This window comes from Cryobacterium sp. TMT2-10 (genome assembly GCF_004403075.1).
In the GTDB taxonomy this organism is placed as follows: Bacteria; Actinomycetota; Actinomycetes; order Actinomycetales; family Microbacteriaceae; genus Cryobacterium; species Cryobacterium shii.
On the sequence record NZ_SOGW01000037.1, the window covers coordinates 15622 to 39466 of the forward strand.

Annotated in this window: 37 protein-coding genes; 36 read left to right on the forward strand and 1 reads right to left on the reverse strand. The window is 63.8% G+C overall.

The window, feature by feature from the left end:
* The first annotated feature begins 78 nt into the window (after positions 1-78).
* From tuf to rplQ, 34 genes are all read left to right on the forward strand, one after another.
* Positions 79-1272: an elongation factor Tu gene (tuf, locus tag E3T37_RS04335; protein WP_134363317.1), complete on the forward strand. Its 1194-nt coding sequence runs from the start codon at positions 79-81 to the stop codon at positions 1270-1272.
* Between the two features lie 120 nt (positions 1273-1392).
* Entirely contained in the window at positions 1393-1620 is a 228-nt protein-coding gene (locus E3T37_RS04340) for an Rv0909 family putative TA system antitoxin (protein WP_134365612.1), read from the forward strand.
* A gap of 200 nt (positions 1621-1820) precedes the next feature.
* On the forward strand, positions 1821-2777 hold the full coding sequence (locus tag E3T37_RS04345) for a hypothetical protein (RefSeq protein ID WP_134365613.1): 957 nt from the start codon (positions 1821-1823) through the stop codon (positions 2775-2777).
* A 501-nt stretch (positions 2778-3278) separates the two neighbouring features.
* The gene (gene rpsJ, locus E3T37_RS04350; RefSeq protein WP_035834607.1) at positions 3279-3587 is read left to right on the forward strand and encodes a 30S ribosomal protein S10; all 309 of its coding nucleotides are present in this window, start codon (positions 3279-3281) and stop codon (positions 3585-3587) included.
* 8 nt (positions 3588-3595) lie between these two features.
* On the forward strand, positions 3596-4255 hold the full coding sequence (gene rplC / locus E3T37_RS04355; RefSeq protein ID WP_134365614.1) for a 50S ribosomal protein L3: 660 nt from the start codon (positions 3596-3598) through the stop codon (positions 4253-4255).
* A gap of 5 nt (positions 4256-4260) precedes the next feature.
* Positions 4261-4911 (forward strand): 50S ribosomal protein L4, encoded by a 651-nt coding sequence (rplD, locus tag E3T37_RS04360; protein ID WP_134365615.1) that lies wholly within the window; start codon positions 4261-4263, stop codon positions 4909-4911.
* Positions 4911-5213, forward strand: coding sequence for a 50S ribosomal protein L23 (rplW, locus tag E3T37_RS04365; protein WP_104100968.1), 303 nt, complete (start codon positions 4911-4913; stop codon positions 5211-5213). The genes rplD and rplW overlap by 1 nt, the downstream gene beginning before the upstream one ends.
* Before the next feature lie 25 nt (positions 5214-5238).
* Complete coding sequence (gene rplB, locus E3T37_RS04370) at positions 5239-6078, forward strand: 50S ribosomal protein L2 (protein WP_104100967.1); 840 nt, start codon at positions 5239-5241, stop codon at positions 6076-6078.
* Between the two features lie 9 nt (positions 6079-6087).
* Complete coding sequence (gene rpsS, locus E3T37_RS04375; RefSeq protein WP_066597628.1) at positions 6088-6369, forward strand: 30S ribosomal protein S19; 282 nt, start codon at positions 6088-6090, stop codon at positions 6367-6369.
* Positions 6370-6395: 26 nt separating this feature from the next.
* Entirely contained in the window at positions 6396-6761 is a 366-nt protein-coding gene (rplV, locus tag E3T37_RS04380; protein WP_104100965.1) for a 50S ribosomal protein L22, read from the forward strand.
* The gene (gene rpsC, locus E3T37_RS04385; protein ID WP_134363322.1) at positions 6761-7522 is read left to right on the forward strand and encodes a 30S ribosomal protein S3; all 762 of its coding nucleotides are present in this window, start codon (positions 6761-6763) and stop codon (positions 7520-7522) included. Before rplV ends, rpsC begins: the two co-directional genes overlap by 1 nt.
* A 2-nt stretch (positions 7523-7524) precedes the next feature.
* Positions 7525-7944, forward strand: coding sequence for a 50S ribosomal protein L16 (rplP, locus tag E3T37_RS04390; protein WP_104100963.1), 420 nt, complete (start codon positions 7525-7527; stop codon positions 7942-7944).
* A complete protein-coding gene (rpmC, locus tag E3T37_RS17705; protein WP_134365616.1) occupies positions 7944-8282 on the forward strand; it encodes a 50S ribosomal protein L29 in 339 nt (112 codons plus the stop codon). Before rplP ends, rpmC begins: the two co-directional genes overlap by 1 nt.
* 2 nt (positions 8283-8284) lie before the next feature.
* The gene (rpsQ, locus tag E3T37_RS04400; protein WP_134365617.1) at positions 8285-8584 is read left to right on the forward strand and encodes a 30S ribosomal protein S17; all 300 of its coding nucleotides are present in this window, start codon (positions 8285-8287) and stop codon (positions 8582-8584) included.
* Between the two features lie 33 nt (positions 8585-8617).
* Positions 8618-8986, forward strand: coding sequence for a 50S ribosomal protein L14 (gene rplN, locus E3T37_RS04405; RefSeq protein WP_134365618.1), 369 nt, complete (start codon positions 8618-8620; stop codon positions 8984-8986).
* Between the two features lie 3 nt (positions 8987-8989).
* Positions 8990-9349, forward strand: a complete 360-nt coding sequence (gene rplX, locus E3T37_RS04410; protein ID WP_134365619.1) for a 50S ribosomal protein L24 — start codon at positions 8990-8992, stop codon at positions 9347-9349.
* Positions 9349-9951, forward strand: a complete 603-nt coding sequence (rplE, locus tag E3T37_RS04415; RefSeq protein WP_134365620.1) for a 50S ribosomal protein L5 — start codon at positions 9349-9351, stop codon at positions 9949-9951. Before rplX ends, rplE begins: the two co-directional genes overlap by 1 nt.
* Before the next feature lie 119 nt (positions 9952-10070).
* Positions 10071-10469: a 30S ribosomal protein S8 gene (rpsH, locus tag E3T37_RS04420; protein WP_134363327.1), complete on the forward strand. Its 399-nt coding sequence runs from the start codon at positions 10071-10073 to the stop codon at positions 10467-10469.
* 6 nt (positions 10470-10475) lie between these two features.
* Complete coding sequence (gene rplF / locus E3T37_RS04425; protein WP_134365621.1) at positions 10476-11012, forward strand: 50S ribosomal protein L6; 537 nt, start codon at positions 10476-10478, stop codon at positions 11010-11012.
* Positions 11013-11014: 2 nt separating this feature from the next.
* On the forward strand, positions 11015-11386 hold the full coding sequence (gene rplR, locus E3T37_RS04430) for a 50S ribosomal protein L18 (RefSeq protein ID WP_134365622.1): 372 nt from the start codon (positions 11015-11017) through the stop codon (positions 11384-11386).
* Between the two features lie 35 nt (positions 11387-11421).
* A complete protein-coding gene (gene rpsE / locus E3T37_RS04435; protein ID WP_134365623.1) occupies positions 11422-12093 on the forward strand; it encodes a 30S ribosomal protein S5 in 672 nt (223 codons plus the stop codon).
* Positions 12093-12275 (forward strand): 50S ribosomal protein L30, encoded by a 183-nt coding sequence (gene rpmD / locus E3T37_RS04440; protein ID WP_174235710.1) that lies wholly within the window; start codon positions 12093-12095, stop codon positions 12273-12275. Before rpsE ends, rpmD begins: the two co-directional genes overlap by 1 nt.
* On the forward strand, positions 12275-12832 hold the full coding sequence (gene rplO / locus E3T37_RS04445; protein WP_134365624.1) for a 50S ribosomal protein L15: 558 nt from the start codon (positions 12275-12277) through the stop codon (positions 12830-12832). Before rpmD ends, rplO begins: the two co-directional genes overlap by 1 nt.
* 98 nt (positions 12833-12930) lie before the next feature.
* Positions 12931-14253 (forward strand): preprotein translocase subunit SecY, encoded by a 1323-nt coding sequence (secY, locus tag E3T37_RS04450; RefSeq protein WP_134365640.1) that lies wholly within the window; start codon positions 12931-12933, stop codon positions 14251-14253.
* Complete coding sequence (locus tag E3T37_RS04455) at positions 14250-14855, forward strand: adenylate kinase (protein WP_134365625.1); 606 nt, start codon at positions 14250-14252, stop codon at positions 14853-14855. The genes secY and E3T37_RS04455 overlap by 4 nt, the downstream gene beginning before the upstream one ends.
* Before the next feature lie 92 nt (positions 14856-14947).
* Positions 14948-15778 (forward strand): type I methionyl aminopeptidase, encoded by an 831-nt coding sequence (gene map / locus E3T37_RS04460; protein ID WP_134365626.1) that lies wholly within the window; start codon positions 14948-14950, stop codon positions 15776-15778.
* 262 nt (positions 15779-16040) lie between these two features.
* Positions 16041-16370 (forward strand): PTS sugar transporter subunit IIB, encoded by a 330-nt coding sequence (locus E3T37_RS04465; protein ID WP_134365627.1) that lies wholly within the window; start codon positions 16041-16043, stop codon positions 16368-16370.
* A 4-nt stretch (positions 16371-16374) separates the two neighbouring features.
* The gene (locus tag E3T37_RS04470) at positions 16375-16815 is read left to right on the forward strand and encodes a PTS sugar transporter subunit IIA (RefSeq protein ID WP_134365628.1); all 441 of its coding nucleotides are present in this window, start codon (positions 16375-16377) and stop codon (positions 16813-16815) included.
* A 188-nt stretch (positions 16816-17003) separates the two neighbouring features.
* Entirely contained in the window at positions 17004-17225 is a 222-nt protein-coding gene (gene infA / locus E3T37_RS04475) for a translation initiation factor IF-1 (protein WP_022883252.1), read from the forward strand.
* 66 nt (positions 17226-17291) lie between these two features.
* Complete coding sequence (gene rpmJ / locus E3T37_RS04480; RefSeq protein ID WP_035834639.1) at positions 17292-17405, forward strand: 50S ribosomal protein L36; 114 nt, start codon at positions 17292-17294, stop codon at positions 17403-17405.
* A 168-nt stretch (positions 17406-17573) separates the two neighbouring features.
* Positions 17574-17948 carry a 30S ribosomal protein S13 gene (gene rpsM, locus E3T37_RS04485; protein WP_134365629.1) on the forward strand — a complete coding sequence of 125 codons (375 nt, stop codon included), beginning with the start codon at positions 17574-17576 and terminating at the stop codon, positions 17946-17948.
* Between the two features lie 43 nt (positions 17949-17991).
* Positions 17992-18390: a 30S ribosomal protein S11 gene (gene rpsK / locus E3T37_RS04490; RefSeq protein WP_018191944.1), complete on the forward strand. Its 399-nt coding sequence runs from the start codon at positions 17992-17994 to the stop codon at positions 18388-18390.
* A gap of 148 nt (positions 18391-18538) precedes the next feature.
* Positions 18539-19528 carry a DNA-directed RNA polymerase subunit alpha gene (locus E3T37_RS04495; protein WP_134365630.1) on the forward strand — a complete coding sequence of 330 codons (990 nt, stop codon included), beginning with the start codon at positions 18539-18541 and terminating at the stop codon, positions 19526-19528.
* Between the two features lie 46 nt (positions 19529-19574).
* Entirely contained in the window at positions 19575-20111 is a 537-nt protein-coding gene (gene rplQ / locus E3T37_RS04500; RefSeq protein WP_134365631.1) for a 50S ribosomal protein L17, read from the forward strand.
* A gap of 105 nt (positions 20112-20216) precedes the next feature.
* Here rplQ and E3T37_RS04505 read toward each other — a convergent pair whose 3' ends face one another.
* Positions 20217-22130, reverse strand: coding sequence for an acyltransferase family protein (locus E3T37_RS04505; protein ID WP_241994536.1), 1914 nt, complete (start codon positions 22128-22130; stop codon positions 20217-20219).
* A 194-nt stretch (positions 22131-22324) separates the two neighbouring features.
* Between E3T37_RS04505 and E3T37_RS04510 the strand changes: the two genes are divergently transcribed.
* Both E3T37_RS04510 and rplM read left to right on the forward strand, forming a co-directional pair.
* Positions 22325-23158 (forward strand): tRNA pseudouridine(38-40) synthase TruA, encoded by an 834-nt coding sequence (locus E3T37_RS04510; RefSeq protein ID WP_134365641.1) that lies wholly within the window; start codon positions 22325-22327, stop codon positions 23156-23158.
* Between the two features lie 196 nt (positions 23159-23354).
* Positions 23355-23801: a 50S ribosomal protein L13 gene (rplM, locus tag E3T37_RS04515; RefSeq protein WP_104100940.1), complete on the forward strand. Its 447-nt coding sequence runs from the start codon at positions 23355-23357 to the stop codon at positions 23799-23801.
* The last annotated feature ends 44 nt before the right edge of the window (positions 23802-23845 follow it).

A 23845-nucleotide genomic window follows, 5' to 3' on the forward strand; every position in this document is an offset into this window, starting at 1 on the left:
CATAAGTACACAAATCCAGCAGTTTCACCGCCCGCATCCAGCGGGCGGTGAAGCCGAGAGTCCTGAGGAGGACCCACAGTGGCCAAGGCCAAGTTCGAGCGGACCAAGCCGCACGTAAACATCGGAACGATCGGTCACGTTGACCACGGAAAGACCACGCTGACTGCAGCGATCTCCAAGGTCCTCGCCGACACGTACCCGTCCAAGACAAACGTTCAGCGCGACTTCGCGTCGATCGACTCTGCTCCGGAAGAACGCCAGCGCGGCATCACGATCAACATCTCGCACGTTGAGTACGAGACCGAAAAGCGTCACTATGCGCACGTTGACGCACCGGGCCACGCTGACTACATCAAGAACATGATCACCGGTGCTGCTCAGATGGACGGCGCGATCCTCGTGGTTGCCGCTACTGACGGCCCGATGGCTCAGACCCGTGAGCACGTTCTGCTCGCGAAGCAGGTCGGCGTGCCGTCCCTGCTCGTCGCGCTGAACAAGTCCGACATGGTTGACGACGAAGAGATCCTTGAGCTCGTTGAGCTCGAGGTTCGCGAACTCCTCACCGCCCAGGGCTTCGACGGCGACAACGCTCCCGTCGTGCGCGTTTCCGCACTCAAGGCGCTTGAAGGCGACGAGAAGTGGGTCGGCAACATCCTTGAGCTGATGAAGGCTGTCGACGACTACTTCCCGGAGCCCGTCCGCGACAAGGACAAGCCCTTCCTGATGCCGATCGAGGACGTCTTCACGATCACCGGTCGTGGAACCGTCGTCACCGGCCGCGCCGAGCGTGGAACCCTCAAGATCAACTCCGAGGTCGAGGTTGTCGGCATCCGCCCGACCATCAAGACCACGGTCACTGGTATCGAGATGTTCCACAAGCAGCTCGACGAGGCATGGGCCGGCGAGAACTGTGGTCTTCTTCTTCGTGGCACCAAGCGCGAAGACGTCGAGCGCGGCCAGGTTGTCGTCAAGCCGGGTTCGGTCACGCCGCACACCGACTTCGAGGGCACCGCGTACATCCTGTCAAAGGATGAGGGTGGGCGTCACAACCCGTTCTACGCGAACTACCGCCCGCAGTTCTACTTCCGCACCACGGACGTCACCGGCGTCATCACGCTGCCTGAGGGCACCGAGATGGTCATGCCCGGCGACACCACCGACATGAACGTCGCGCTGATCCAGCCGATCGCCATGGAAGAGGGCCTCGGCTTCGCCATTCGTGAAGGTGGCCGCACCGTCGGTGCCGGAACGGTGACCAAGATCATCAAGTAGTTCCCTTCAAGAAACGGGGTCGGCCCTTCGGGGGCCGGCCCCTTTTTTGTACCCGTTTCGTGCGGGGAGCCGGAGTACTTTGGATACGGCTGCGCCGCACAGCCGGAGAAGGAGAAGACCATGGGCTTGGACGACATCACCAAGAAGGCCAAAGCGTTCCTGAATGACAACAGGGTCAAGGACGCGCTGACAAGCGAGCAGGCCGAGGAAATGAGCGACAAGGTGCTCGGAGCCACCGCCGATGCGGCCAACAAGGTCACCGGCGGCAAATACGAGGAGCAGATCGAGGGCGCGCGCACCTCCGCCGACGACAAGATCGGCACCGACGACAAGCCCCCCGCCACCTAACGCCCTCTCTCGGGCCCTCGGCCCGTAGTTCCCGTTCCGGTCGAGAGTGACCGCCGCAGCGGTCACTCTCGACCGGAACGGGAACTGTCGTACCGGCATCCGGGAGAAGATGACTCCTCCCGGCCCCTCGACGTGGGCTGGAGCACACAGTTCCGGCGCAACACGCCTCGGACGGTGGCTGTCGTCTCGATCCTGATCGGATGAGACACAACGACATCACCAATCGATCCGGCCTCGTTCTGGTCAGGGACATCGTAGGCATCGAACAGGACGACAGGACCCTGAGGCGCGACCATGCGGTGGGCGCCAGGGAGCGCATCCGTCGCGGAGCCTATGTCGATGACGCGCTTTGGGCGTCCATGACCCCAGCCGATCGATACCGCGCGCGAATCCTGGCGGCGGTTCGCACCCGGCGACGGATGCCCGTGGTGGCTTTCGACTCGGCGGCCGCGCTGTGGGGCTATCCGAGGGCCAGCGCCTGGCCCGGCGTCGTACACCTGATCGTCAACCCGGAGTCGGCCGCACGGAGCAAGAACGGGGTCACGATTCACCGTGAGGGGCTGGAAGCGGGGGACGTCGTCGAAATGGAAGGCATTCTGGTGACAAGTCCCCAGCGAACGCTGGTGGATCTCGCCCGCGCGGCGCAATTCCGGGACAGCGTGGCGGCGATCGACTGTGCTCTCAATCCTGAGCGGAGCACGAACTACAATCAAGTCACGAAAGACCAGCTCCTAGAGGCGCACGAGCGGGTGGTGTCCCCGCGGGGCGGGCGGCAGTCGCTGAAAGCGATCAAGTTCGGGAACGGCCTCGCGGACAATGCGGGCGAGTCCGAGAGCAGGGTTGTCATCTTCGAGCTGGGATTCCCTGACCCCGTCCTTCAGCGTCAGCACGTCAACCCAAACGGTGGTCACTACTTCACGGATACCGAATGGCCGGAGTATCGAACGATCGGTGAGCTCGACGGACGCGGAAAATACCTGAAGGAGGAGTACCTCGGTTCGATGTCCCCGGGTGAGGCCGTTTACGCGGAGAAAATCCGTGAGGACCATCTCAGGGCTGAGGGCAACGTCTTCGCGCGCTGGGGGATTCCGGACATCCGCGAACCATGGCGGTTGCAGCGCATCCTGAGCAAGGCGGGACTCCCGCTGGTGCGGTGAGTGTGCCCGTTCCGGTCGAGAGTGACCGCCGCAGCGGTCACTCTCGACCGGAACGGGCACTTTGGACGGCCTGAGAGGTGCGGGGGAGCCCCGGAACGACGCGGAAGTGGCGACACGCCGCCCGCGACACGCCCGGGTTGCACAATGACCCGACCCTGTGGCAGACTCTTCTAGTTCAACACTTTCGACTGCCGCGCTGCTCGCGGTATCGGGATCACTGCCAGGCAGTGCATAGCTTGTGCCGTTCGCCGTAAAAAGCGCCAGGTGCACAGTTAGGCCGCGGGTAGCAGGACATAGAAGAAACCAACAGCCGGGAATGCTGGGCAAATCCATGCCTTCCCTCATGCGCGAGTGTGGAGAAGCGAGTTGGCTCGGTACTCGCCGCCTGGCGGTGGGCATCGAAATTGACAGATGAACAGTGGTGCGATAGCAGCAGTGCTACTACGGCGTCCAATGCAGCCCTCGGGATGTACGAAGCCTTGACAAGAAAGCGAGTTCGACATGGCGGGACAGAAAATCCGCATTCGACTTAAGTCGTATGACCACGAGGTCATCGACATCTCGGCGCGCAAGATCGTCGACACAGTGACCCGCGCGGGTGCGACTGTCGTCGGCCCCGTGCCGCTTCCGACCGAGAAGAACGTGGTGTGTGTCATCCGTTCCCCTCACAAGTACAAGGACAGCCGGGAGCACTTTGAAATGCGCACCCACAAGCGTCTGATCGACATCATTGACCCGACCCCGAAGGCCGTTGACTCGCTTATGCGTCTCGACCTCCCGGCGGACGTCAACATCGAGATCAAGCTCTAGGGCCCGCGATGTCTTACTCCGATACCAAGACCACCAAGGGTCTCCTCGGCAAGAAGCTCGGTATGACCCAGGTCTGGGACGAGAACAACAAGCTCGTTCCCGTCACCGTCATCGAGATCTCGCCCAACGTTGTCACCCAGATCCGCAGCAAGGACATCGACGGCTACGCCGGCGTCCAGATCGCTGCTGGGGCCATCGACCCGCGCAAGGTCAACAAGCCATCCGCCGGACACTTCGAAAAGGCCGGCGTCACGCCTCGCCGCCACCTCACCGAGCTCCGCACCGCGGATGCCGCTGACTACACCCTGGGCCAGGAACTCACCGTTGACGGTGTGTTCGCTGCCGGCACCAAGGTCGACGTCATGGGCACCAGCAAGGGTAAGGGTTTCGCCGGTGTCATGAAGCGTCACAACTTCAAGGGTGTCTCTTCCTCTCACGGTTCACACCGCAACCACCGCAAGCCCGGTTCCATCGGTGCTTCCTCGACCCCGAGCCGTGTCTTCAAGGGCATGCGCATGGCCGGTCGTATGGGTGGCGAGCGCGTCACTGTGCTGAACCTCAAGGTGCACTCGGTTGACGCCGAGAAGGGCCTCCTGCTGGTCAAGGGCGCCGTTCCCGGTGCTCGTGGCCGCCTCGTATTCGTCCGCAACGCAGTGAAGGGAGCGTAGTCCTGATGGCTACCGCACTCGACATCATCGACGGAACCGGCAAGAAGGCCGGCACCGTTGACCTGCCCGCCGAGATCTTCGACGTTCAGACCAACATTCCGCTGATCCACCAGGTCGTCGTTGCGCAGCTCGCTGCCGCACGCCAGGGCACTCACAAGACCAAGCGTCGTGGTGAGGTCTCCGGTTCCGGCCGCAAGCCGTTCAAGCAGAAGGGAACCGGTCGCGCTCGTCAGGGCTCGATCCGCGCCCCTCAGATGACCGGTGGTGGCATCGTCCACGGACCGACCCCGCGTAACTACGAACAGCGCACCCCCAAGAAGATGATCGCGGCAGCACTGCGCGGCTCACTTTCGGACCGCGCCCGTGGCGACCGCCTCCACGTCGTGACGGCGCTCTTCAGCGCCGAGACGCCCAGCACCAAGGGCGCCATCGCACTGCTCACCCAGATCGCCAGCAGCAAGCACGTGCTGGTCGTCCTGGAACGCACCGATGAAATGACGCTGCGCAGCATCCGCAACCTGCCGACGGTGCACGTTCTGCCGTGGGACCAGCTGAATGCCTATGACGTGCTCGTCAGCGACGACATTGTCTTCACCAAGGGCGCGTTCGACGCGTTCGTGGCGAGCAAGACCAAGAAGGAAGAGGTGTCCGCATAATGGCTACCCCGATCAACAAGGATCCCCGCGACGTCATCATCGCTCCGGTCGTCTCTGAGAAGAGCTATGGCCTGATCGACGAAGGCAAGTACACCTTCATCGTGGACCCGCGCTCGAACAAGACCGAAATCAAGCTCGCGATCGAAAAGATCTTCAAGGTAGAGGTCGCTTCGATCAACACCATGAACCGGATCGGCAAGACGCGTCGCACGAAGTTCGGTCAGGGTAAGCGCAAGGACACCAAGCGTGCCATCGTCACGCTCAAGTCCGGTTCCATTGACATCTTCACGGCCGTCGGCTAAGCGGCGCGGACTAGAGGAATAAGAAATGGCTATTCGTAAGTTCAAGCCCACGACTCCTGGTCGTCGCGGTTCATCTGTTGCGGACTTCGCAGAGATCACCCGTTCGACCCCGGAGAAGTCCCTGCTTCGCCCCCTTTCCAAGACCGGTGGCCGTAACAACCAGGGTCGCATCACCACCCGTCACATCGGTGGTGGCCACAAGCGTCAGTACCGTCTGATCGACTTCCGTCGTAACGACAAGGATGGCGTCAACGCCAAGGTCGCTCACATCGAGTACGACCCGAACCGTACGGCGCGCATCGCGCTCCTGCACTTCATGGACGGTTCCAAGCGCTACATCATCGCCCCGAACAAGCTGAACCAGGGCGACATCGTAGAGTCGGGCGCCGGTGCTGACATCAAGCCCGGCAACAACCTGCCGCTGAAGAACATCCCCACCGGTACCATCATCCACGCGGTCGAACTGCGTCCGGGCGGTGGCGCCAAGATGGCCCGCTCCGCCGGATCATCCGTTCGTCTCGTTGCGAAGGATGGCATCTACGCCCAGCTGCGCCTGCCGTCCGGAGAAATCCGCAACGTCGACGCTCGCTGCCGCGCCACGATCGGCGAGGTCGGCAACGCCGAACAGTCGAACATCAACTGGGGCAAGGCCGGCCGTATGCGCTGGAAAGGCGTTCGCCCGACCGTTCGTGGTGTTGCCATGAACCCGGTCGACCACCCGCACGGTGGTGGTGAGGGTAAGACGTCCGGTGGACGTCACCCCGTCAGCCCCTGGGGCCAGAAAGAAGGGCGCACCCGCCACCCGAACAAGGAAAGCGACAAGCTCATCGTTCGTCGCCGTACCGTCGGCAAGAAGCGTAAGTAGGAGTAGACGATGCCACGCAGTCTCAAGAAAGGCCCGTTCGTTGACGACCACCTGCTTCGCAAGGTTGTCAAGGCGAACGAAGCCAGCAGCAAGAACGTAATCAAGACCTGGTCGCGCCGTTCGATGATCATCCCCGACATGCTCGGGCACACCATCGCGGTTCACGACGGACGCAAGCACATCCCGGTGTTCGTCACCGAGAGCATGGTCGGGCACAAGCTCGGCGAGTTCGCGCCCACCCGCACCTTCCGTGGTCACGTGAAGGACGACAAGAAGGGCCGTCGCCGCTAACGCGGGGACGTGAAGGAGGATAAGAAATGGTGGAGTCGATCGCACGCGTGCGTCACATCCGCGTTACCCCCCAGAAGGCTCGTCGCGTTGTCAACCTGATCCGCGGCAAGCAGGCCTTCGAGGCCCTGGGAATTCTGAAGTTCGCGCCGCAGGGTGCGAGCGATCCGGTGTACAAGCTGGTTGCTTCGGCAATCGCGAACGCCCGGGTAAAGGCCGATGCAGCCAACACCTTCCTGGACGAGCAGGATCTGTTCGTCAGCCAGGCATTCGTTGATGAGGGCACCACCCTCAAGCGTTTCCAGGCCCGCGCACAGGGTCGCGCATTCCAGATCAAGAAGCGCACGAGCCACATCACGGTTGTGCTCGCCACTCCTGAGGAGGGTACGAAGTAATGGGTCAGAAAGTAAACCCCTATGGCTTCCGTCTGGGAATCACGACCGACCACGTGTCGCGTTGGTTCTCTGACAGCACGAAGCCGGGCCAGCGTTACAGCGACTTCGTCGCTGAAGACGTCAAGATCCGCCGCCTGTTGAGCACCAGCCTCGACCGCGCCGGCGTGTCCCGCATCGAGATCGAGCGCACTCGCGACCGTGTCCGCGTGGACATTCACACCGCCCGTCCGGGCATTGTGATTGGCCGTCGTGGCGCGGAGGCCGAGCGCATCCGCTCCGACCTCGAGAAGCTCACCGCCAAGCAGATCCAGCTGAACATCCTCGAGGTCAAAAACCCCGAGGTCGACGCTCAGCTCGTCGCTCAGGGCATTGCCGAGCAGCTCTCCGCTCGTGTGGCATTCCGCCGCGCGATGCGTAAGGGCCTGCAGGGTGCCCAGCGCGCCGGCGCCAAGGGTGTTCGCATCCAGGTGTCCGGTCGTCTCGGTGGCGCTGAAATGAGCCGTTCGGAGTTCTACCGCGAAGGCCGTGTGCCACTGCACACCCTGCGCGCGAACATCGACTACGGCTTCTACGAAGCCAAGACCACCTTCGGCCGCATCGGCGTGAAGGTCTGGATCTACAAGGGCGACATCACCAACAAGGAACTCGCCCGCGAGCAGGCCAACGCTAAGTCGTCCCGCCCCGAGCGACGTGACGACCGACCGCGTCGTGCGCCCCGCGCAGAGGCAGCGGCACCGGTTGCAGCAGGAGTTGAGGCATAACCATGTTGATTCCACGCAGAGTCAAGCACCGTAAGCAGCACCACCCGGGCCGTACCGGCCATGCAACCGGTGGCACCGAGCTGTCGTTCGGCGAGTATGGCATCCAGGCGCTCACCCCCGCCTATGTGACCAACCGTCAGATCGAGTCCGCTCGGATCGCGATCACCCGTCACATGAAGCGTGGCGGCAAGGTCTGGATCAACATCTATCCGGACCGCCCCCTCACCAAGAAGCCGGCCGAAACTCGCATGGGTTCCGGTAAAGGTTCCGTCGAGTGGTGGGTCGCCAACGTCAAGCCGGGTCGTGTCCTGTTCGAACTCAGCGGTGTCACCGACATCGTTGCCAAGGAAGCGCTGACCCGCGCAATTCACAAACTGCCCTTGAAGGCACGCATCATCAAGCGCGAGGAGGGCGACGCATAATGGCGATCGGATCCAAGGAGCTCGCCCCGGTCGAGCTCGACACTTTTGAAAATGAGCGACTGTTCGACGAGCTGAAGAAGGCGAAGGAAGAACTTTTCAACCTTCGCTTCCAGTCGGCCACCGGCCAGCTCGAAAGCCACGGCCGCCTCCGCGCGGTCAAGCGCGACATCGCTCGCATCTACACGGTTCTCCGTGAGCGCGAGTTGGGCATTCGCCCGACTCCCGTGCCTGTCGAGGCTCCGGCCAAGGCTGAGAAGAAGACCAAGAAGGCCAAGCCTGCAGCTGCGTCCGTTGAGGACACCGCTGCGGTTGACGCCGACGAGACGAAGGAGGCCTAGTCATGGCGAAGACTGACGCAAAGGTCGTCGCTGTCGAGGCTGAGGCTCTCGTTCGCGGCTACCGCAAGACGCTGCGTGGTTACGTGACCAGCGACAAGATGGAAAAGACCATCGTTGTCGAGGTCGAAGACCGCGTGAAGCACCCCCTGTACGGCAAGGTCATCCGCCGTACGTCCAAGCTGAAGGCTCACGACGAGGCGAACATCGCCGGCGTCGGCGACCTGGTCCTGATCAGTGAGACCCGTCCGCTCAGCGCTTCCAAGCGGTGGCGCCTGGTCGAGATCCTCGAGAAGGCCAAGTAGGCCTCGCGCTTACTTGATAGAAGGAGTTAAAAAGTGCTTCAGCAAGAATCACGACTCAAGGTTGCCGACAACACCGGTGCCAAGGAGCTCTTGACCATTCGCGTTCTCGGTGGCTCCGGCCGTCGCTACGCCGGACTGGGCGACACGATCGTCGCCACGGTCAAGGACGCCATCCCGGGCGGAAACGTCAAGAAGGGCGACGTCGTCAAAGCCGTTGTCGTTCGCGTCAAAAAGCAGACCCGTCGTCCAGACGGTTCGTACATCAAGTTCGATGAGAACGCCGCAGTGATTTTGAAGAACGAAGGTGACCCCCGCGGCACCCGTATCTTCGGACCGGTCGGTCGCGAGCTTCGCGACAAGAAGTTCATGAAGATCATCTCGCTGGCACCGGAGGTTATCTAAATCATGGCCAGACTCAAAAAGGGTGACCTCGTTCAGGTCATCACCGGCCGCACCCAGGCCCGCGGCGGCGACCGCGGCAAGCAGGGCAAGGTCATCGCTGTCCTGGTGGAGAAGAACCGTGTCCTCGTAGAGGGCATCAACTTCGTCACCAAGCACGTTCGCGTCGGCCAGACCCAGCGCGGCACCAAGACCGGCGGCATCGAGACCATGGAGGCGCCGATTCACGTGTCCAACGTGGCCATCGTCGACCCGGAGACCAAGAAGCCGACCAAGGTCGGCGTCCGCACCGAAGAAGTAACGAAGGACGGCGTCACCAAGACGGTCCGCGTTCGTTACGCCAAGAAGTCAGGGAAGGACCTCTGATGACTGACACTGCAACTGCAGCCGCCGAAGCAGCCGTCCCGGTTATCCTGCCGCGCCTCAAGCAGAAGTACCGCGATGAGATCACCGCCCAGCTCACCAAGGACCTCGGCTTCACCAACGTCCACCAGGTTCCGAACCTGGTCAAGATCGTTGTCAACATGGGTGTCGGCGAAGCAGCTCGCGACGGCAAGATCATGGACGGGGCCGTTTCCGACCTCACCAAGATCACCGGCCAGAAGCCGCAGGTCACCAAGGCCCGCAAGTCGATCGCGCAGTTCAAACTGCGTGAAGGACAGCCCATTGGCACGCACGTCACACTTCGTGGCGACCGCATGTGGGAGTTCCTCGACCGCCTCCTGAGCCTTGCTCTTCCTCGCATCCGTGACTTCCGCGGACTGAGCGACAAGCAGTTCGACGGCAGCGGTAACTACACCTTCGGTCTCACCGAGCAGGTCATGTTTCACGAGATCGACCAGGACCGGATCGACCGTATCCGCGGTATGGATATCACGGTTGTGACGACGGCCAAGAACAACGAAGAAGGCCGCGCGCTGCTCAAGGCGCTGGGCTTCCCGTTCAAGACAGCCGAAAACACCAAGTAAAGTAGCTCTTTGGCTCCTTGTAGTAAAAATCCGGGGCTGGACAACCGTCCAGCCCCACCACGACCAAGGTCGTCATCCGTGTAACGGGTGAACGAAACCAGGCGAGAAAGGCACCACAAATGACAATGACAGATCCGGTCGCAGACATGCTGACCAGACTGCGCAACGCTAACTCGGCGTTTCACGACACCGTGTCCATGCCGCACAGCAAGCTCAAGGCGAACATCGCAGACATCCTCAAGGCTCAGGGTTACATCTCTGCCTGGGACGTCAAGGATGCAGAGGTCGGCAAGACCCTCACGCTCAACCTGAAGTTCGGTCCGAACCGCGAGCGTTCCATCGTCGGGATCAAGCGGGTTTCCAAGCCCGGCCTGCGCGTGTACGCGAAGTCGACCGAAATCCCCACCGTTCTCGGTGGCCTCGGCGTTGCCATCCTGTCCACCTCCAGCGGTCTGCTCACCGACCGCCAGGCCGAGAAGAAGGGCGTAGGCGGAGAAGTTCTCGCCTACGTGTGGTAGTCGACGATGTCACGTATTGGAAGACTCCCCATCCCGATTCCGACGGATGTCACGGTCACCGCTGAAGGCCAGCGCGTCAGCGTCAAGGGCCCGAAGGGCGAGCTCGCGCTCACCGTCGCGAACCCGATCGAGGTCAAGATCGAGGACGGCCACGTTGTCGTCACTCGCCCGAACGACGAGCGCAACTCGCGTTCGCTGCACGGACTGACCCGGACGCTCATCGCAAACCAGATCATCGGGGTGACGGTGGGTTACACCAAGTCCCTCGAGATCGTCGGTACCGGTTACCGCGTAGCCCAGAAGGGCAGCTCCATCGAGTTCGCCCTCGGCTTCTCGCACCCGGTCCTGGTCGACCCGCCCGCCGGTATCACCCTGACCGTGGAGAGCGTCAACCGCCTCACGGTCGGCGGTATCGACAAGCAGGCTGTCGGCGAGGTCGCCGCCAACATCCGTAAGATTCGTAAGCCGGAGCCCTACAAGGGCAAGGGTGTGCGTTACGCCGGCGAGATTGTTCGCCGCAAGGCCGGAAAGAGTGGTAAGTAACCATGGGTCTCGGAACTAGAGGTAAGAGCAAGGCTGCTGCCCGCGGACGCAGGCACACACGTCTTCGCAAGAAGATCGAGGGGACTGCGCTTCGTCCGCGTCTCGTCGTCACCCGTTCTGCTCGCCACGTATTCGTGCAGGTCGTCGATGACAGCAAGGGTTTCACCCTTGCTTCGGCGTCCACGCTCGAAACCGGTCTGCGCACCTTCGATGGTGACAAGACCGCCAAGGCCCGCAAGGTCGGCGAGCTCGTCGCTGAGCGTGCCAAAGCCGCCGGTATCGAAGCCGTCGTATTTGACCGTGGCGGCAGCAAGTACGCGGGACGCGTCGCTGCCATCGCCGAGGGAGCTCGAGAGGGTGGGTTGAACCTGTGAGCACTGAAACCGCTAACACAGCAACAAAGGAGAACGTGGTGGCTGCAGAGGCACCCGTCGAGACCGCTGCGTCCACGACGCCGCCGCAGAACGAGCCTCGTGAGGCTCGTCGTGGTGGCCGTGAGCGCAACCCGAACAAGGATCGCGGCAGCCGCGACGCCGACAAGAGCCAGTTCCTGGAGCGCGTTGTCACCATCAACCGCGTTTCCAAGGTGGTCAAGGGTGGTCGTCGCTTCAGCTTCACCGCTCTCGTCGTCGTCGGTGACGGCAACGGCCTGGTCGGAGTCGGCTACGGCAAGGCCCGTGAGGTGCCTACCGCCATTTCCAAGGGTGTCGAGGAAGCGAAGAAGAACTTCTTCCGCGTTCCCCGCGTCGGCCTCACGATCCCGCACCCCGTGCAGGGTGAAGCCGCAGCCGGCGTTGTCCTGCTGCGTCCGGCCGCTGCCGGTACCGGCGTTATCGCCGGTGGCCCGGTGCGCGCCGTACTCGAGTGCGCTGGCATCCACGACGTGCTGAGCAAGTCCCTCGGCTCGTCGAACACCATCAACATCGTCCACGCCACGGTCGAGGCTCTGCACCAGCTCGAAGAGCCGCGTGCGGTTGCAGCTCGTCGTGGGCTCGCGTACGAAGACGTGGCCCCGGCCCGTTTCCTGCGCGCCGACGCCGCAGCAGCAGCAGCTGCCGCAGCAGCAAAGGCAGGTGCCTGATGGCTCGCCTCAAAGTGACACAGATCAAGTCCAAAATTAGTGAGAAGCAGAACCAGCGCGACACGCTTCGCAGCCTGGGTCTCAAGCGCATTGGCGCAGTCACGATTCGCGAGGACAACTCGCAGAACCGCGGCTACGTCAACACCGTTGCTCACCTCGTAAAGGTCGAGGAGATTGACTAATGGCTGACGAGAAGGAAGCTGCCACGGCAGCCGCCAAGCCCGCCACTGCAAAGAAGGCAGCCCCCAAGAAGGCTGCCGCCGCCAAGGTCGCTGTGAAGGCTGCTCCGACCGAAAAGCGCGAGCAGGTCCTGAAGGTTCACCACCTTCGCCCGGCCGCCGGTGCCAAGAAGTCGCGCATGCGCGTCGGTCGTGGTGAAGGCTCCAAGGGTAAGACTGCCGGTCGTGGTACCAAGGGCACGAAGGCGCGCTACAACGTGCGTATCGGCTTCGAGGGTGGGCAGATGCCTCTGCACATGCGCACCCCGAAGCTGCGCGGGTTCAAGAACCCGTTCCGCGTCGAGTACCAGGTTGTCAACCTGGACAAGCTCGCGGAGCTCTACCCGAACGGGGGCGATGTAACCATCGCCGACCTGGTCGCCAAGGGTGCTGTTCGTGACAACGAGAAGGTCAAGGTTCTCGGCAATGGTGACATTGCGGTTAAGCTGAACATTGCAGTGGATAAGGTCTCCGGCTCAGCAGAGCAGAAGATCGTCGCTGCGGGTGGCTCAATCAAGTAAGTCCGTAGACGCTGAGCGAGCTTGTCGAGGCCACCAATCGAAATCTTTCGATGCTGGTCTCGACAAGCTCGTTTTTCACGTTATTAACTGGAGGCATTGTGTTCAGCGCCATCGCGCGGATATTCCGCACACCCGACCTTCGCAAGAAGATCGGATTCAGCCTGGGGATCGTTGCCCTGTTCCGACTGGGCTCGTTCGTACCTGCACCATTCGTTGACTTCCAGAACGTGCAAGCGTGTCTGGCCGCGAACCAGGGAACCAGCGGCCTCTATGAGCTCGTCAACCTGTTCAGCGGTGGCGCATTGCTTCAGTTGTCGGTGTTCGCGCTCGGCATCATGCCGTACATCACGGCCTCGATCATCGTGCAGTTGCTGCGCGTGGTCATCCCACACTTCGAGACCCTCTACAAAGAGGGCGCGTCCGGGCAGAGCACACTGACCCAGTACACGCGTTATCTCACGATCGCCCTCGGCATCCTCCAGTCGACGACGCTCATCACGGTGGCCCGCAGCGGCGCCCTGTTCGGCACGTCCGCCAGCCCCGAGTGTTCTCAGCTGCTCACCAACGACTCCTGGTACGCCATCCTGCTCATGGTCATCACCATGACAGCTGGCACCGGAATCATCATGTGGATGGGCGAACTCATCACCGAACGCGGCATCGGCAACGGCATGTCGCTGCTGATCTTCACCTCGATCGCGGCCCGGTTCCCGAACTCGCTCGGCGCGATCGGCCAGCAGAAGGGCATCGACGTCCTGCTGATCGTGCTCGCGATCGGGCTGCTCGTGGTGGCAGCCGTCGTCTTCGTTGAGCAGTCGCAACGTCGCATCCCGGTGCAATACGCCAAACGGATGGTCGGCCGACGCACCTACGGCGGCAATAACACGTACATCCCGATCAAGGTGAACATGGCCGGTGTCGTGCCCGTCATCTTCGCGTCCTCGCTGCTGTACCTCCCCGCCCTGATCGCCCAGTTCAACCAGCCCGCCGCCGGCCAGTCCCCGGCCGCCTGGGTCACCTGGGTGACGAACAACCTGACCAAGGGCGACCACCCGCTCTACATGGCGATGTACTTCCTCCTCATCGTGGGATTCACCTACTTCTACGTCGCGATCACCTTCAACCCTGAAGAGGTCGCAGACAACATGAAGAAGTACGGCGGATTCATCCCAGGCATTCGCGCCGGTCGGCCGACCGCGGAATACCTGGACTTCGTTCTCACCCGGGTGACGCTGCCCGGTTCCCTGTACCTGGGGTTGATCGCGTTGCTGCCTCTGATCGCCTTCTCCGCGATCGGTGCCGACCAGAACTTCCCGTTCGGTGGCGCCAGCATCCTGATCATCGTCGGCGTCGGGCTCGAGACGGTCAAACAGATCGATTCGCAACTCCAACAGCGCCACTACGAAGGGCTGCTCCGATGACTCGTCTTCTCCTGATCGGCCCGCCTGGCGCGGGCAAGGGCACCCAGGCCGAGCGGCTGTCCGAGGCTTTTGCCGTGCCGGCCATCTCGACCGGCGACATCTTCCGTTTCAACGTGAAGAACAACACCGAGTTGGGCGTCAAGGTCAAGGCGTTCATCGATGCCGGCGCCTATGTGCCGGATTCCCTCACCAACGAGATCGTGTCCGACCGGTTGAAGCAGGCCGACGCTGTGGCGGGGTTCCTCCTCGACGGCTACCCGCGCACCGCTGATCAGGTTCAGGAGCTGGACCGTCTGCTGGAAGCCGACGGGACCGCCCTCGACGCCGTCGTCCTGATCGTCGCCGACACCGAAGAGGTCGTCGCGCGTCTGCTGAAGCGTGCCGCCGAGCAGGGCCGCGCGGATGACACGGCCGACGTCATCCGTCACCGCCTGTCGGTCTACGAAGAGCAGACCGCACCCCTGATCGACCTGTACGGCTCCCGCGGCCTCGTCGTCACCGTCGACGGCCTGGGCGCCGTGGACGAGGTGACCGGGCGCATCCTCGCTGCCTTGGCCGCGCGCGGCCTGAACGCCACCGAAGAGGCAGCCAGCACCACCTGACCGAGATGGCGCAACCGTCTGGTTGCGCCATCCGGCCTGTCTTCGACCGGTACCACCCATCCGCACGTCCCAATCAGTTTGCAGAGATACTCATGAGCCTTCGACGTTCCATCTACAAGTCGCCGGCGCAGATGCGGCTGATGATCGCCCCGGGGCTCGCCACGGCCGCATCTCTGGATGCGGCCCGCGCTGCCATCCGGGTCGGCGCGACCACGCTCGAACTGGATGCCGCGGCGGAGGCGGCCATCGTCGCGCGCGGCGGACTGCCGAACTTCAAGCTCGAGCAGGGCTACTTCCACACGGTGTGCGCCTCGGTCAACGACGACGTGGTGCACGGGATCCCCGGCGCCCGCGTCCTCGCGGCCGGCGACATCGTCTCGATCGACAGCGGCGCGATCATCGACGGCTGGAACGGCGATGCCGCGTTCAGCTTTGTGATTCCGGATCCGGCCCGCCCCGCCGAGGTGGCCGAACGCCAGAAGCTGTCCGATGTCACCGAGCAGTCGCTGTGGCACGGCATCGCCCGGCTGGCCGTGGCGCGCCACCTCAACGAGGTCGGCGACGCCATCGAGGACTACGTCGATTCCCAGGGCGACTACGGGATCCTCACCGACTACGTCGGCCACGGCATCGGCCGGTCCATGCACGAGGCCCCGCCGGTGTTCAACTACCGGGTGCGCCAGAAGGGCCCGGACGTCAAGCCCGGCCTGGTCGTCGCGATCGAGCCGATGGTCGTGCTCGGATCGATCGAGACGTACGTGCGCGAGGATGACTGGACCGTCGCCACCAGCGACGGACGCGCCGCCGCGCACTGGGAGCACACCGTGGCCGTGCACAAGGACGGCATCTGGGTTCTGACTGCGGAAGACGGCGGTGCCGCGGCACTCGCCCCGCTCGGCATCACCCCCGTTCCCCTCGCGTAGCAGAGCCCTGCCCGCCACTTGGCCCGCCACTCCGCCAACAACTCCGTCTCCGAACGAATTCGACGGAGATTCTGCCCGGAACGGGGTGAAACCCGGCGAATGCGGATTTTTAGAACAGAATCTCCGTCGAATTGGTGAACGAGGGGGTGTGGCCCGGATGGGGTGGCTGAGGGGGCCGGCGGTTTCCTCGACGGGGGTGAAAGCGGGAAGATTGAGGTGGGGACAAATTGTCTGTCTCAGCCTCAGAGAAAAGAGCACGCCCATGAGAATCCTCGTTGTCTGTGGTGCCGGAGCGTCCAGTGCCTTCGTCGCCCACCGGGTCCGCCACACCGCAGAGTCACGCGGCCTCACGGTGTCTGTGCACGCGGGGAGCGAATCGGACCTGCCGGGCTCGCTCGGCCCGATCGACGTTCTGCTGGTCGGACCGCAGCTGGCGCCGCGCTACGAGAAGATCCGCAGCCAGGCCGTCAAGCTCGGGGTCGGAGTGGCAATGCTGGAGGCCACCGTTTTCGCCTCGCAGAACGGCGATGAGGCGCTGGACGCCGCCATCTACGCGTTCAAGTCGCGCGGCTGGGCAGAAGCCGCAAAGTAACGCAATGACCCAGCACCTTCTGGAACTGGTCAATGTGGTGACCGCGGGGTCTGGCACCACCCGGAACGACGCCATCCGTGAGGCCGGTGCGTTGCTCGTCCGTGCGGGCGCAGTGCGTGAGGACTACATCGACTCCATGTTCGAACGCGAAGCCAGCGTGTCGACGTACATGGGCAACTTTCTGGCGATCCCGCACGGTACCAACGACGCCAAGGCGTCGGTCATCCGGTCGGCCCTGTCGATCGTTCGCTACGCGGACCCGATCGACTGGGACGGCCACCCGGTGCGGTTCGCCGTCGGAATCGCCGGGCTCAACAACGAGCACCTCGAGATCCTCTCGAGAATGGCAGCCGTGTTCTCGGACGAGGGCGAGGTGCAGAGACTCCTTGACGCAGCCACCGCGGAGGACATCGTCAGGCTGCTCGACGACGTGAACGCAGAATGAGAGCACACGGATCGGTGCGGGAGAAGACCCTGAACCCGTGAATCCGTTCAGGGATTATAGGGAAGAATTGCCAAAAGGCAACTCTGTACCATAGAGTAAATCCTTGGTGTCTGATGCGCGCGTTTACGGCGTGTCAAACGCCACAATCCACGCACGACCAGCAATCAATACCCTAGCGATAGTGAGTTATGGCCAAAAAAGACGGTGTCATCGAAATCGAGGGCGCAGTAGTCGAAGCTCTTCCCAATGCAATGTTTCGCGTTGAGTTGACCAACGGCCACAAAGTTCTTGCCCACATTTCAGGCAAGATGCGTCAGCACTACATCCGCATCCTCCCTGAGGACCGCGTGATCGTGGAGCTGAGTCCGTACGATCTGACTCGCGGCCGGATCGTTTACCGCTACAAGTAACGAGTGCTGTAAGTAACGGCCCGAGGCGTTCCTGGGGTACGAAGACAGCGAATACAAGGACACATCATGAAGGTCAAGCCCAGCGTCAAGAAGATCTGCGACAAGTGCAAGGTCATCCGCCGTAACGGCAACGTGATGGTCATCTGCGAGAACCCGCGTCACAAGCAGCGTCAGGGCTAGCAGGTCGACAAGCCCGGTCACCGATTCCGGTAGCCAGGCCTGTCGAAGGCACACGTAATTGAACACAGAAAATAGCAGTGCCGGGAACCCCTCGGGGCGACACCATCGGTTGGAGGCCGATGTACAGGCACTGTTACAGACCTCCACTCAGATACAGGAGAAGCCACAATGGCACGTCTAGCCGGCGTTGATATTCCTCGCGATAAGCGCGTGGAAGTTGCACTGACTTACATCTTTGGTGTTGGCCGTACGAGGGCACTCAAGACCCTCGCCGACACTGAAATCGATGGAAACATCCGAGTCAAGGATCTGAGCGACGATCAGTTGATCGCTCTCCGTGACTACATCGAAGGATCCTTCAAGGTAGAGGGTGACCTCCGCCGTGAGGTTGCCGCCGACATCCGCCGCAAGGTCGAGATCGGCAGCTACGAGGGCATTCGCCACCGCAAGGGCCTGCCCGTTCGCGGCCAGCGCACCAAGACCAACGCTCGCACCCGCAAGGGCCCGAAGCGCACCGTAGCCGGCAAGAAGAAGGCGCGCTAGGCCTCGGCCTCGCCCGTCTCGCCTACAGGATTCAGGAGAAATCATGGCAGCACCAAAGTCGGCCGCTCGGAAGCCGCGCAAGAAAGAAAAGAAGAACATCGCTGTGGGCCAGGCCCACATCAAGAGCACCTTCAACAACACCATCGTCTCGATCACCGACACCACCGGTGCGGTCATCAGCTGGGCGTCCTCAGGTGGAGTTGGCTTCAAGGGGTCGCGCAAGTCGACCCCGTTCGCCGCACAGCTGGCTGCCGAGTCGGCTGCCCGCCAGGCGCAGGAGCACGGCATGAAGAAGGTCGACGTCTTCGTCAAGGGCCCCGGATCCGGTCGCGAGACCGCCATCCGTTCGCTTCAGGCCGCCGGCCTCGAGGTGGGCTCGATCAACGACGTCACGCCCCAGGCGCACAACGGCTGCCGTCCGCCGAAGCGTCGTCGCGTCTAAGCACTCTCTATTGACCTGATCTCGACAGGCCCGACACCCGGTCTTCCGGTTGTCGGGCCTGTCGGGGGACGATCACCGTTTTTCTTTCACGTTCAACCCTCGCCACGCAAGTGTCATATAGCGGACACTTAGCCGAAAGGAATCAATAGTGCTTATCGCACAGCGCCCCACGCTCACCGAAGAGAACATCTCGGAGTTCCGATCCAGGTTTGTCATCGAACCTCTTGAGCCTGGTTTCGGTTACACTCTCGGCAACTCGATGCGCCGCACCCTCCTGTCCTCGATCCCCGGAGCCGCTGTCACCAGCATCCGGATCGACGGTGTGCTGCACGAGTTCAGCACCGTTCCCGGTGTCAAGGAAGACGTCACCGAGATCATCCTGAACATCAAGGGTCTCGTCATCTCCAGCGAGCACGACGAACCGATCACGGCTTACCTGCGCAAGCAGGGTGCCGGCCAGGTCACGGCCGCCGACATCTCGGCTCCGGCCGGAGTCGAGGTCCACAACCCGGAACTCGTCATCGCGACCCTGAACGACAAGGCCAAGTTCGAACTCGAACTGACCATCGAGCGCGGCCGCGGCTACGTGTCGGCCACCCAGAACCGCAACGAGTATTCCGAGGCCGGCCAGATTCCGGTCGACTCGATCTACTCGCCCGTGCTCAAGGTGACCTACCGCGTCGAGGCAACTCGTGCCGGTGAGCGCACCGACTTCGACCGCCTCGTCGTTGACGTGGAGACCAAGTCGGCGATTTCGCCTCGCGACGCCATCGCATCCGCCGGTCGCACCTTGACCGAGCTGTTCGGTCTGGCCCGCGAGCTGAACACCGCCGCCGAGGGCATCGAAATCGGCCCCGCGCCGGTCGACGCCGTGCTGTCGACCGAACTGTCGATTCCGATCGAGGACCTCGATCTGTCGGTTCGTTCGTACAACTGCCTCAAGCGCGAGGGCATCAACAACGTCAGCGAACTGGTCGCCCTCTCGGAGACCCAGCTGATGAACATCCGCAACTTCGGACAGAAGTCGGTGGATGAGGTCAAGGACAAGCTCGTAGAGCTCGGCCTGTCGCTGAAGGACTCGGTGCCCGGATTCGACGGCGCCCACTTCTACAGCGGCTACGACGAAGAAACCATCTAAAGCAGTCGCTCAGACTGTCTTTCGACTTTGATACTGGAGATAACCAATGCCTACGCCCACTAAGGGAGCCCGCCTCGGAGGCGGACCGGCCCACGAGCGCCACATGCTGGCCAACTTGGCCGCATCCCTGTTCACCCACAAGTCGATCAAGACGACCGAGACGCGGGCCAAGCGCCTTCGCCCGGTCGCCGAGCGACTGATCACGTTCGCCAAGAAGGGTGACCTGCACGCTCGTCGTCGCGTGCTCGCCACGATCGGCGACAAGAGCGTCGTGCACGAGCTCTTCACCGAGATCGCGCCGCAGGTTGCTCTTCGTGAGGGTGGCTACACCCGCATCACGAAGCTCGGCTTCCGCAAGGGCGACAACGCTTCGATGGTCCAGATGGAACTCGTTCTCGAGCCGCTGACCCCGAAGGTCAAGAAGGCCTCCGCGTCGAAGGCTGCCAAGCCTGCCGCGGAAGAGCCTGTCGCCGAGGCCGCTCCGGCCGACGTCGCCGAGGAAGCAACGGCTCCGGCCGACGCGGCCGACGCGGCCGACGCGGCCGTCGAGGCCGACGTTGTCGACGAGGCTGACGCCAAGTAGTCACGTTTCACCGTAAAAAGGGGTTCGACTTCGGTCGGGCCCCTTTTTTGCGCACCCGGCCACCCTGTGCTGGACATTTAGGCGGCTCCCCTTCGCCTACGAGCTTCAGTGAGCGGTCGCCTCCGGCAGCAGCGGGGGTAGCGGAGGCGCGTCGGGACCCGTCGGGGTGGGCCGCAGGAAGGCATCCGTTCGCCGTGGCGGTGGCACTCGTCCGAGCCGGTCCAGCGCAGCACGGATCGCTTCCGTGTAGATTCTGCCGCCGGTCGGTCCCGGGTGGACGTTGTCTTCCGCCAGCACGTCGAGGTGCGGTGCGATCGCGTCGTGCCAGTCGGCGAGTTCGACCTGCCGGTAACGCGTGGAGAAGTCCGCCAGGGCGGCATTGACGCCCTCGGTCCAGGCGCGTTCGGCGTAGGCGTTGACCAGGATCAGCGTGCGACCGGGCCCGATCACGGCGCGGATGTCGGCCAGGTCGTCCCGGTCGATCGGGCCGTTGGTGCCGAGTCCGACCACGACCACCCGCCGGAGAGTGCCGGCGCGGGCGTGGTCGGCGAGTAGCTCCGGCGCAGCGCGCATGCCGCGCGAGACCGCGGCGTCGATTGCGATGCCGGGGAAGCCGGCCTGCAGCTCGGGGGCGGAGGCGAGCATGACCGAGTCGCCCACCGCGGTGATCCGGCTGCCGACCGGAGCCAGTGCGGCGGTGATCGCGGCCGACCGGGAGGCGCGGGCCTCGGCTCTGGCGGCCGCTCGGGTGGCGGCGGCCAGCGCCTGCTGGCCGCGTTCGATCTCTGTCTGGGCGCTGGTCTGACTGGGCGCCGTGATCAGCGCCGACATCGTGCCCGCCACCAGCACCAGTCCGGTCACCAGGGCCAGCCCGAGCAGGGCGCGCCGCCGCGGGGGACCCGTCCGGAGCGCAGCCAGCCGACGGATGCCGCCGCGCACCCCCAGCCGGCGGGCGGGCAGTTCGAGCCAGCGGTATGACCCGACGGCGGCCAGCAGCGTCAGCGCGGCTGCCAGCAACCCGGCTGCCGGCATCCCGGCCGGTGATCTCGTGGCCGCGGGCCAGGCCGCCAGGGTCAGCACGAGGACGGGCCAGTGCCAGAGGTAGATGCCGTAGGAGCGTTCCCCGAGGAACCGCAGTACCGGGGTGTCCAGCAGCGGGCCGAAGCGTCCGCCGCGCACCGCGGCCCAGATCGTGACCGCGGACAGCAGGCTCACCAGAAGCAGCCCGCCGCGGTACGTGACGGCGTCGGTGTCCGGCAGCCAGGCCGCGGTGCCGAGGAGGCCCGCGAGCGCCGCCAGGCCGAGCCAGGGCCGGGCCCCGCCCAGTACGGCCCGCACCCGCGGGGCGAGGGGGGAAGCGCCGCTGCGGTGCAGAGCCAGGGCCAGCGCGGCGCCGATGAAGAGGCCGAAACTGTGCGTGTCCGAACCGTAGTACACGCGGGTGGGGTCGGTTCCGGGCTGGTGCAGCAGCCCCATCCACAGCGCCGACGCCAGGGCGAGGCCGCCGACCAGGCCGAGGCGCACGGCGGGGCTGCGAATCAGCAACAGGCCGAGCAGAGCGAACGGCCAGACCAGGTAGAACTGTTCCTCGACCGCCAGCGACCAGAGGTTGCGGAACAGTTCGGGCTGGTCGGTTGCGAAATAGCTGCCCGACGCCGCGATCGACACCCAGTTGTAGCCGAACGTCGCTGCGCCGAGCACCTGCCAGCCGATGCCGACCAGGACGTCCCCGCCGATGGCCCAGGCCGCCGTGGCACAGGCGAGGACCAGGGGAATCAGCGGGGGGAGCAGTCGGCGGGCCCGGCGCTGCCAGAATCGGCCGAGCGAGACCCGGCCGGTTCGCTCGTGCTCGACGACGAGCAGGCCCGTGATCAGGAAACCGCTGATCACGAAGAAGACGTCGACCCCGACGAAGCCGCCGGGCAGCACCGCGGGGAAGAAATGGAAGACCACGACCAGGGCCACGGCGATGCCGCGCAGGCCGTCGAGTCCGGCCAGGCGCCGCGCAGAATCGCTCACGGTTTGCGGGCGGCGGGCAGGTGAGGGCTGGGGTTTGCTGGGTTTCATAACGGCTTCGGAGAACTATCCGGGTTCAACGATAACCCGGGGCGGCCCGTACACTTACCTGCGTGATTCTTCCCCCGGCGCCTGACGAGACCCAACGCCGAGGCACCACCCGGATCAGGCTGGATATCGCCTACGACGGCACCGGGATGTCCGGCTGGGCCACCCAGCCTGGCCTCCGCACGGTCCAGGGGCAGATCGAGGCCGGACTGGCGGGCATCCTGCACAGCCACCCGCCGACCCCGGTACTGACCGTGGCCGGGCGAACGGATGCCGGCGTGCACGCCCTGGGACAGGTCGCCCACTTCGATCTGAACCCCGACCAGGCCGACGGCCTCGTGCGCATCACCCGCGGCAAGGGCCGCCCGCCGACGCCGCTGGCGGTCATGGTGCAGCGGCGGCTCAGCGGAATCCTGGTCACCCAGCCCGAGATCGTGCTGAAATCGAGCATCATCGCCCCGGCCGGGTTCGACGCCCGCTTCTCGGCGCTCTACCGCCGGTACGAATACCGGATCGCGGACTCGGTTGCCGGGCACGACCCGCTGCAGCGGTTCCGCACCACCTGGCACGGCTTCCGCCTCGACGGGGACGCCATGCACGCGGCCGCCGCCACGCTGATCGGCCTGCACGACTTCGCCACCTACTGCAAGCCGCGCCCCGGCGCGACGACGATCCGCACGCTGCAGGAGTTCAGCTGGCGGCGCGACCCCGATGGCGTTCTCGTCGCCTCGGTGCAGGCCGACGCGTTCTGCCACAGCATGGTTCGCGCCCTCGTCGGCGCGTGCGTGGCCGTGGGGGAGGGGCGCCTGTCCGGGGACCGCCTGGTCGACCTCCGGATCGAACGGGCCCGTACCAGCGAATTCAAGGTCATGCCCGCCCAGGGGCTCACGCTGCTGAAGGTCGGCTACCCGGCCGACGAGTTGCTGGCGCTGCGTGCGCTGGAGACCCGGGCCCGGCGCGAACTCATCGACGACACGGAGTAGCTCGCCTCCGCATCCGTCGGCTTCACGCCCGGAATTGCGCTCGGGCGCCCACGGCGGTATCGTTGACCTTTGGTGTCTGTGCGTTGCAGCCAGGCACACGAACGTGAGCCCTCCATCGATCGTGTTCCCCCTCTGGGAACACACCCGGAGCGGGATTCACGAACACCTCCGTTCGAAACAAGAAAGCAGCACAATAGTGACGCGCACTTATACCCCCAAAGCAAGCGAAGTCCAGCACGACTGGGTCGTCATCGACGCCACAGACATCGTGCTCGGTCGTCTTGCCAGCCACGCCGCCATTCTCCTTCGCGGGAAGCACAAGGCAACGTTCTCTCCCCACATGGACATGGGAGATTTCGTCATCATCATCAACGCCGAGAAGATTGCCCTCACCGGCAAGAAGCTCGACCTGAAGATGGCGTACCGCCACTCCGGTTACCCGGGCGGCCTCACGGCCACCAACTATTCGGAGATGCTCGAAAAGCACCCGACCCGTGCGGTCGAGAAGGCCATCCGCGGCATGCTTCCGAAGAACACCCTCGGTCGCGCCCAGCTGGCCAAGCTCAAGGTCTACGCCGGCCCCGAGCACCCGCACGCCGCGCAGCAGCCGAAGCCGTACACCCTCGCCCAGGTCGCTCAGTAGCGCCGGCCTCCAGACTTTTCGATTCTAAGAAAAAAGGATTCACA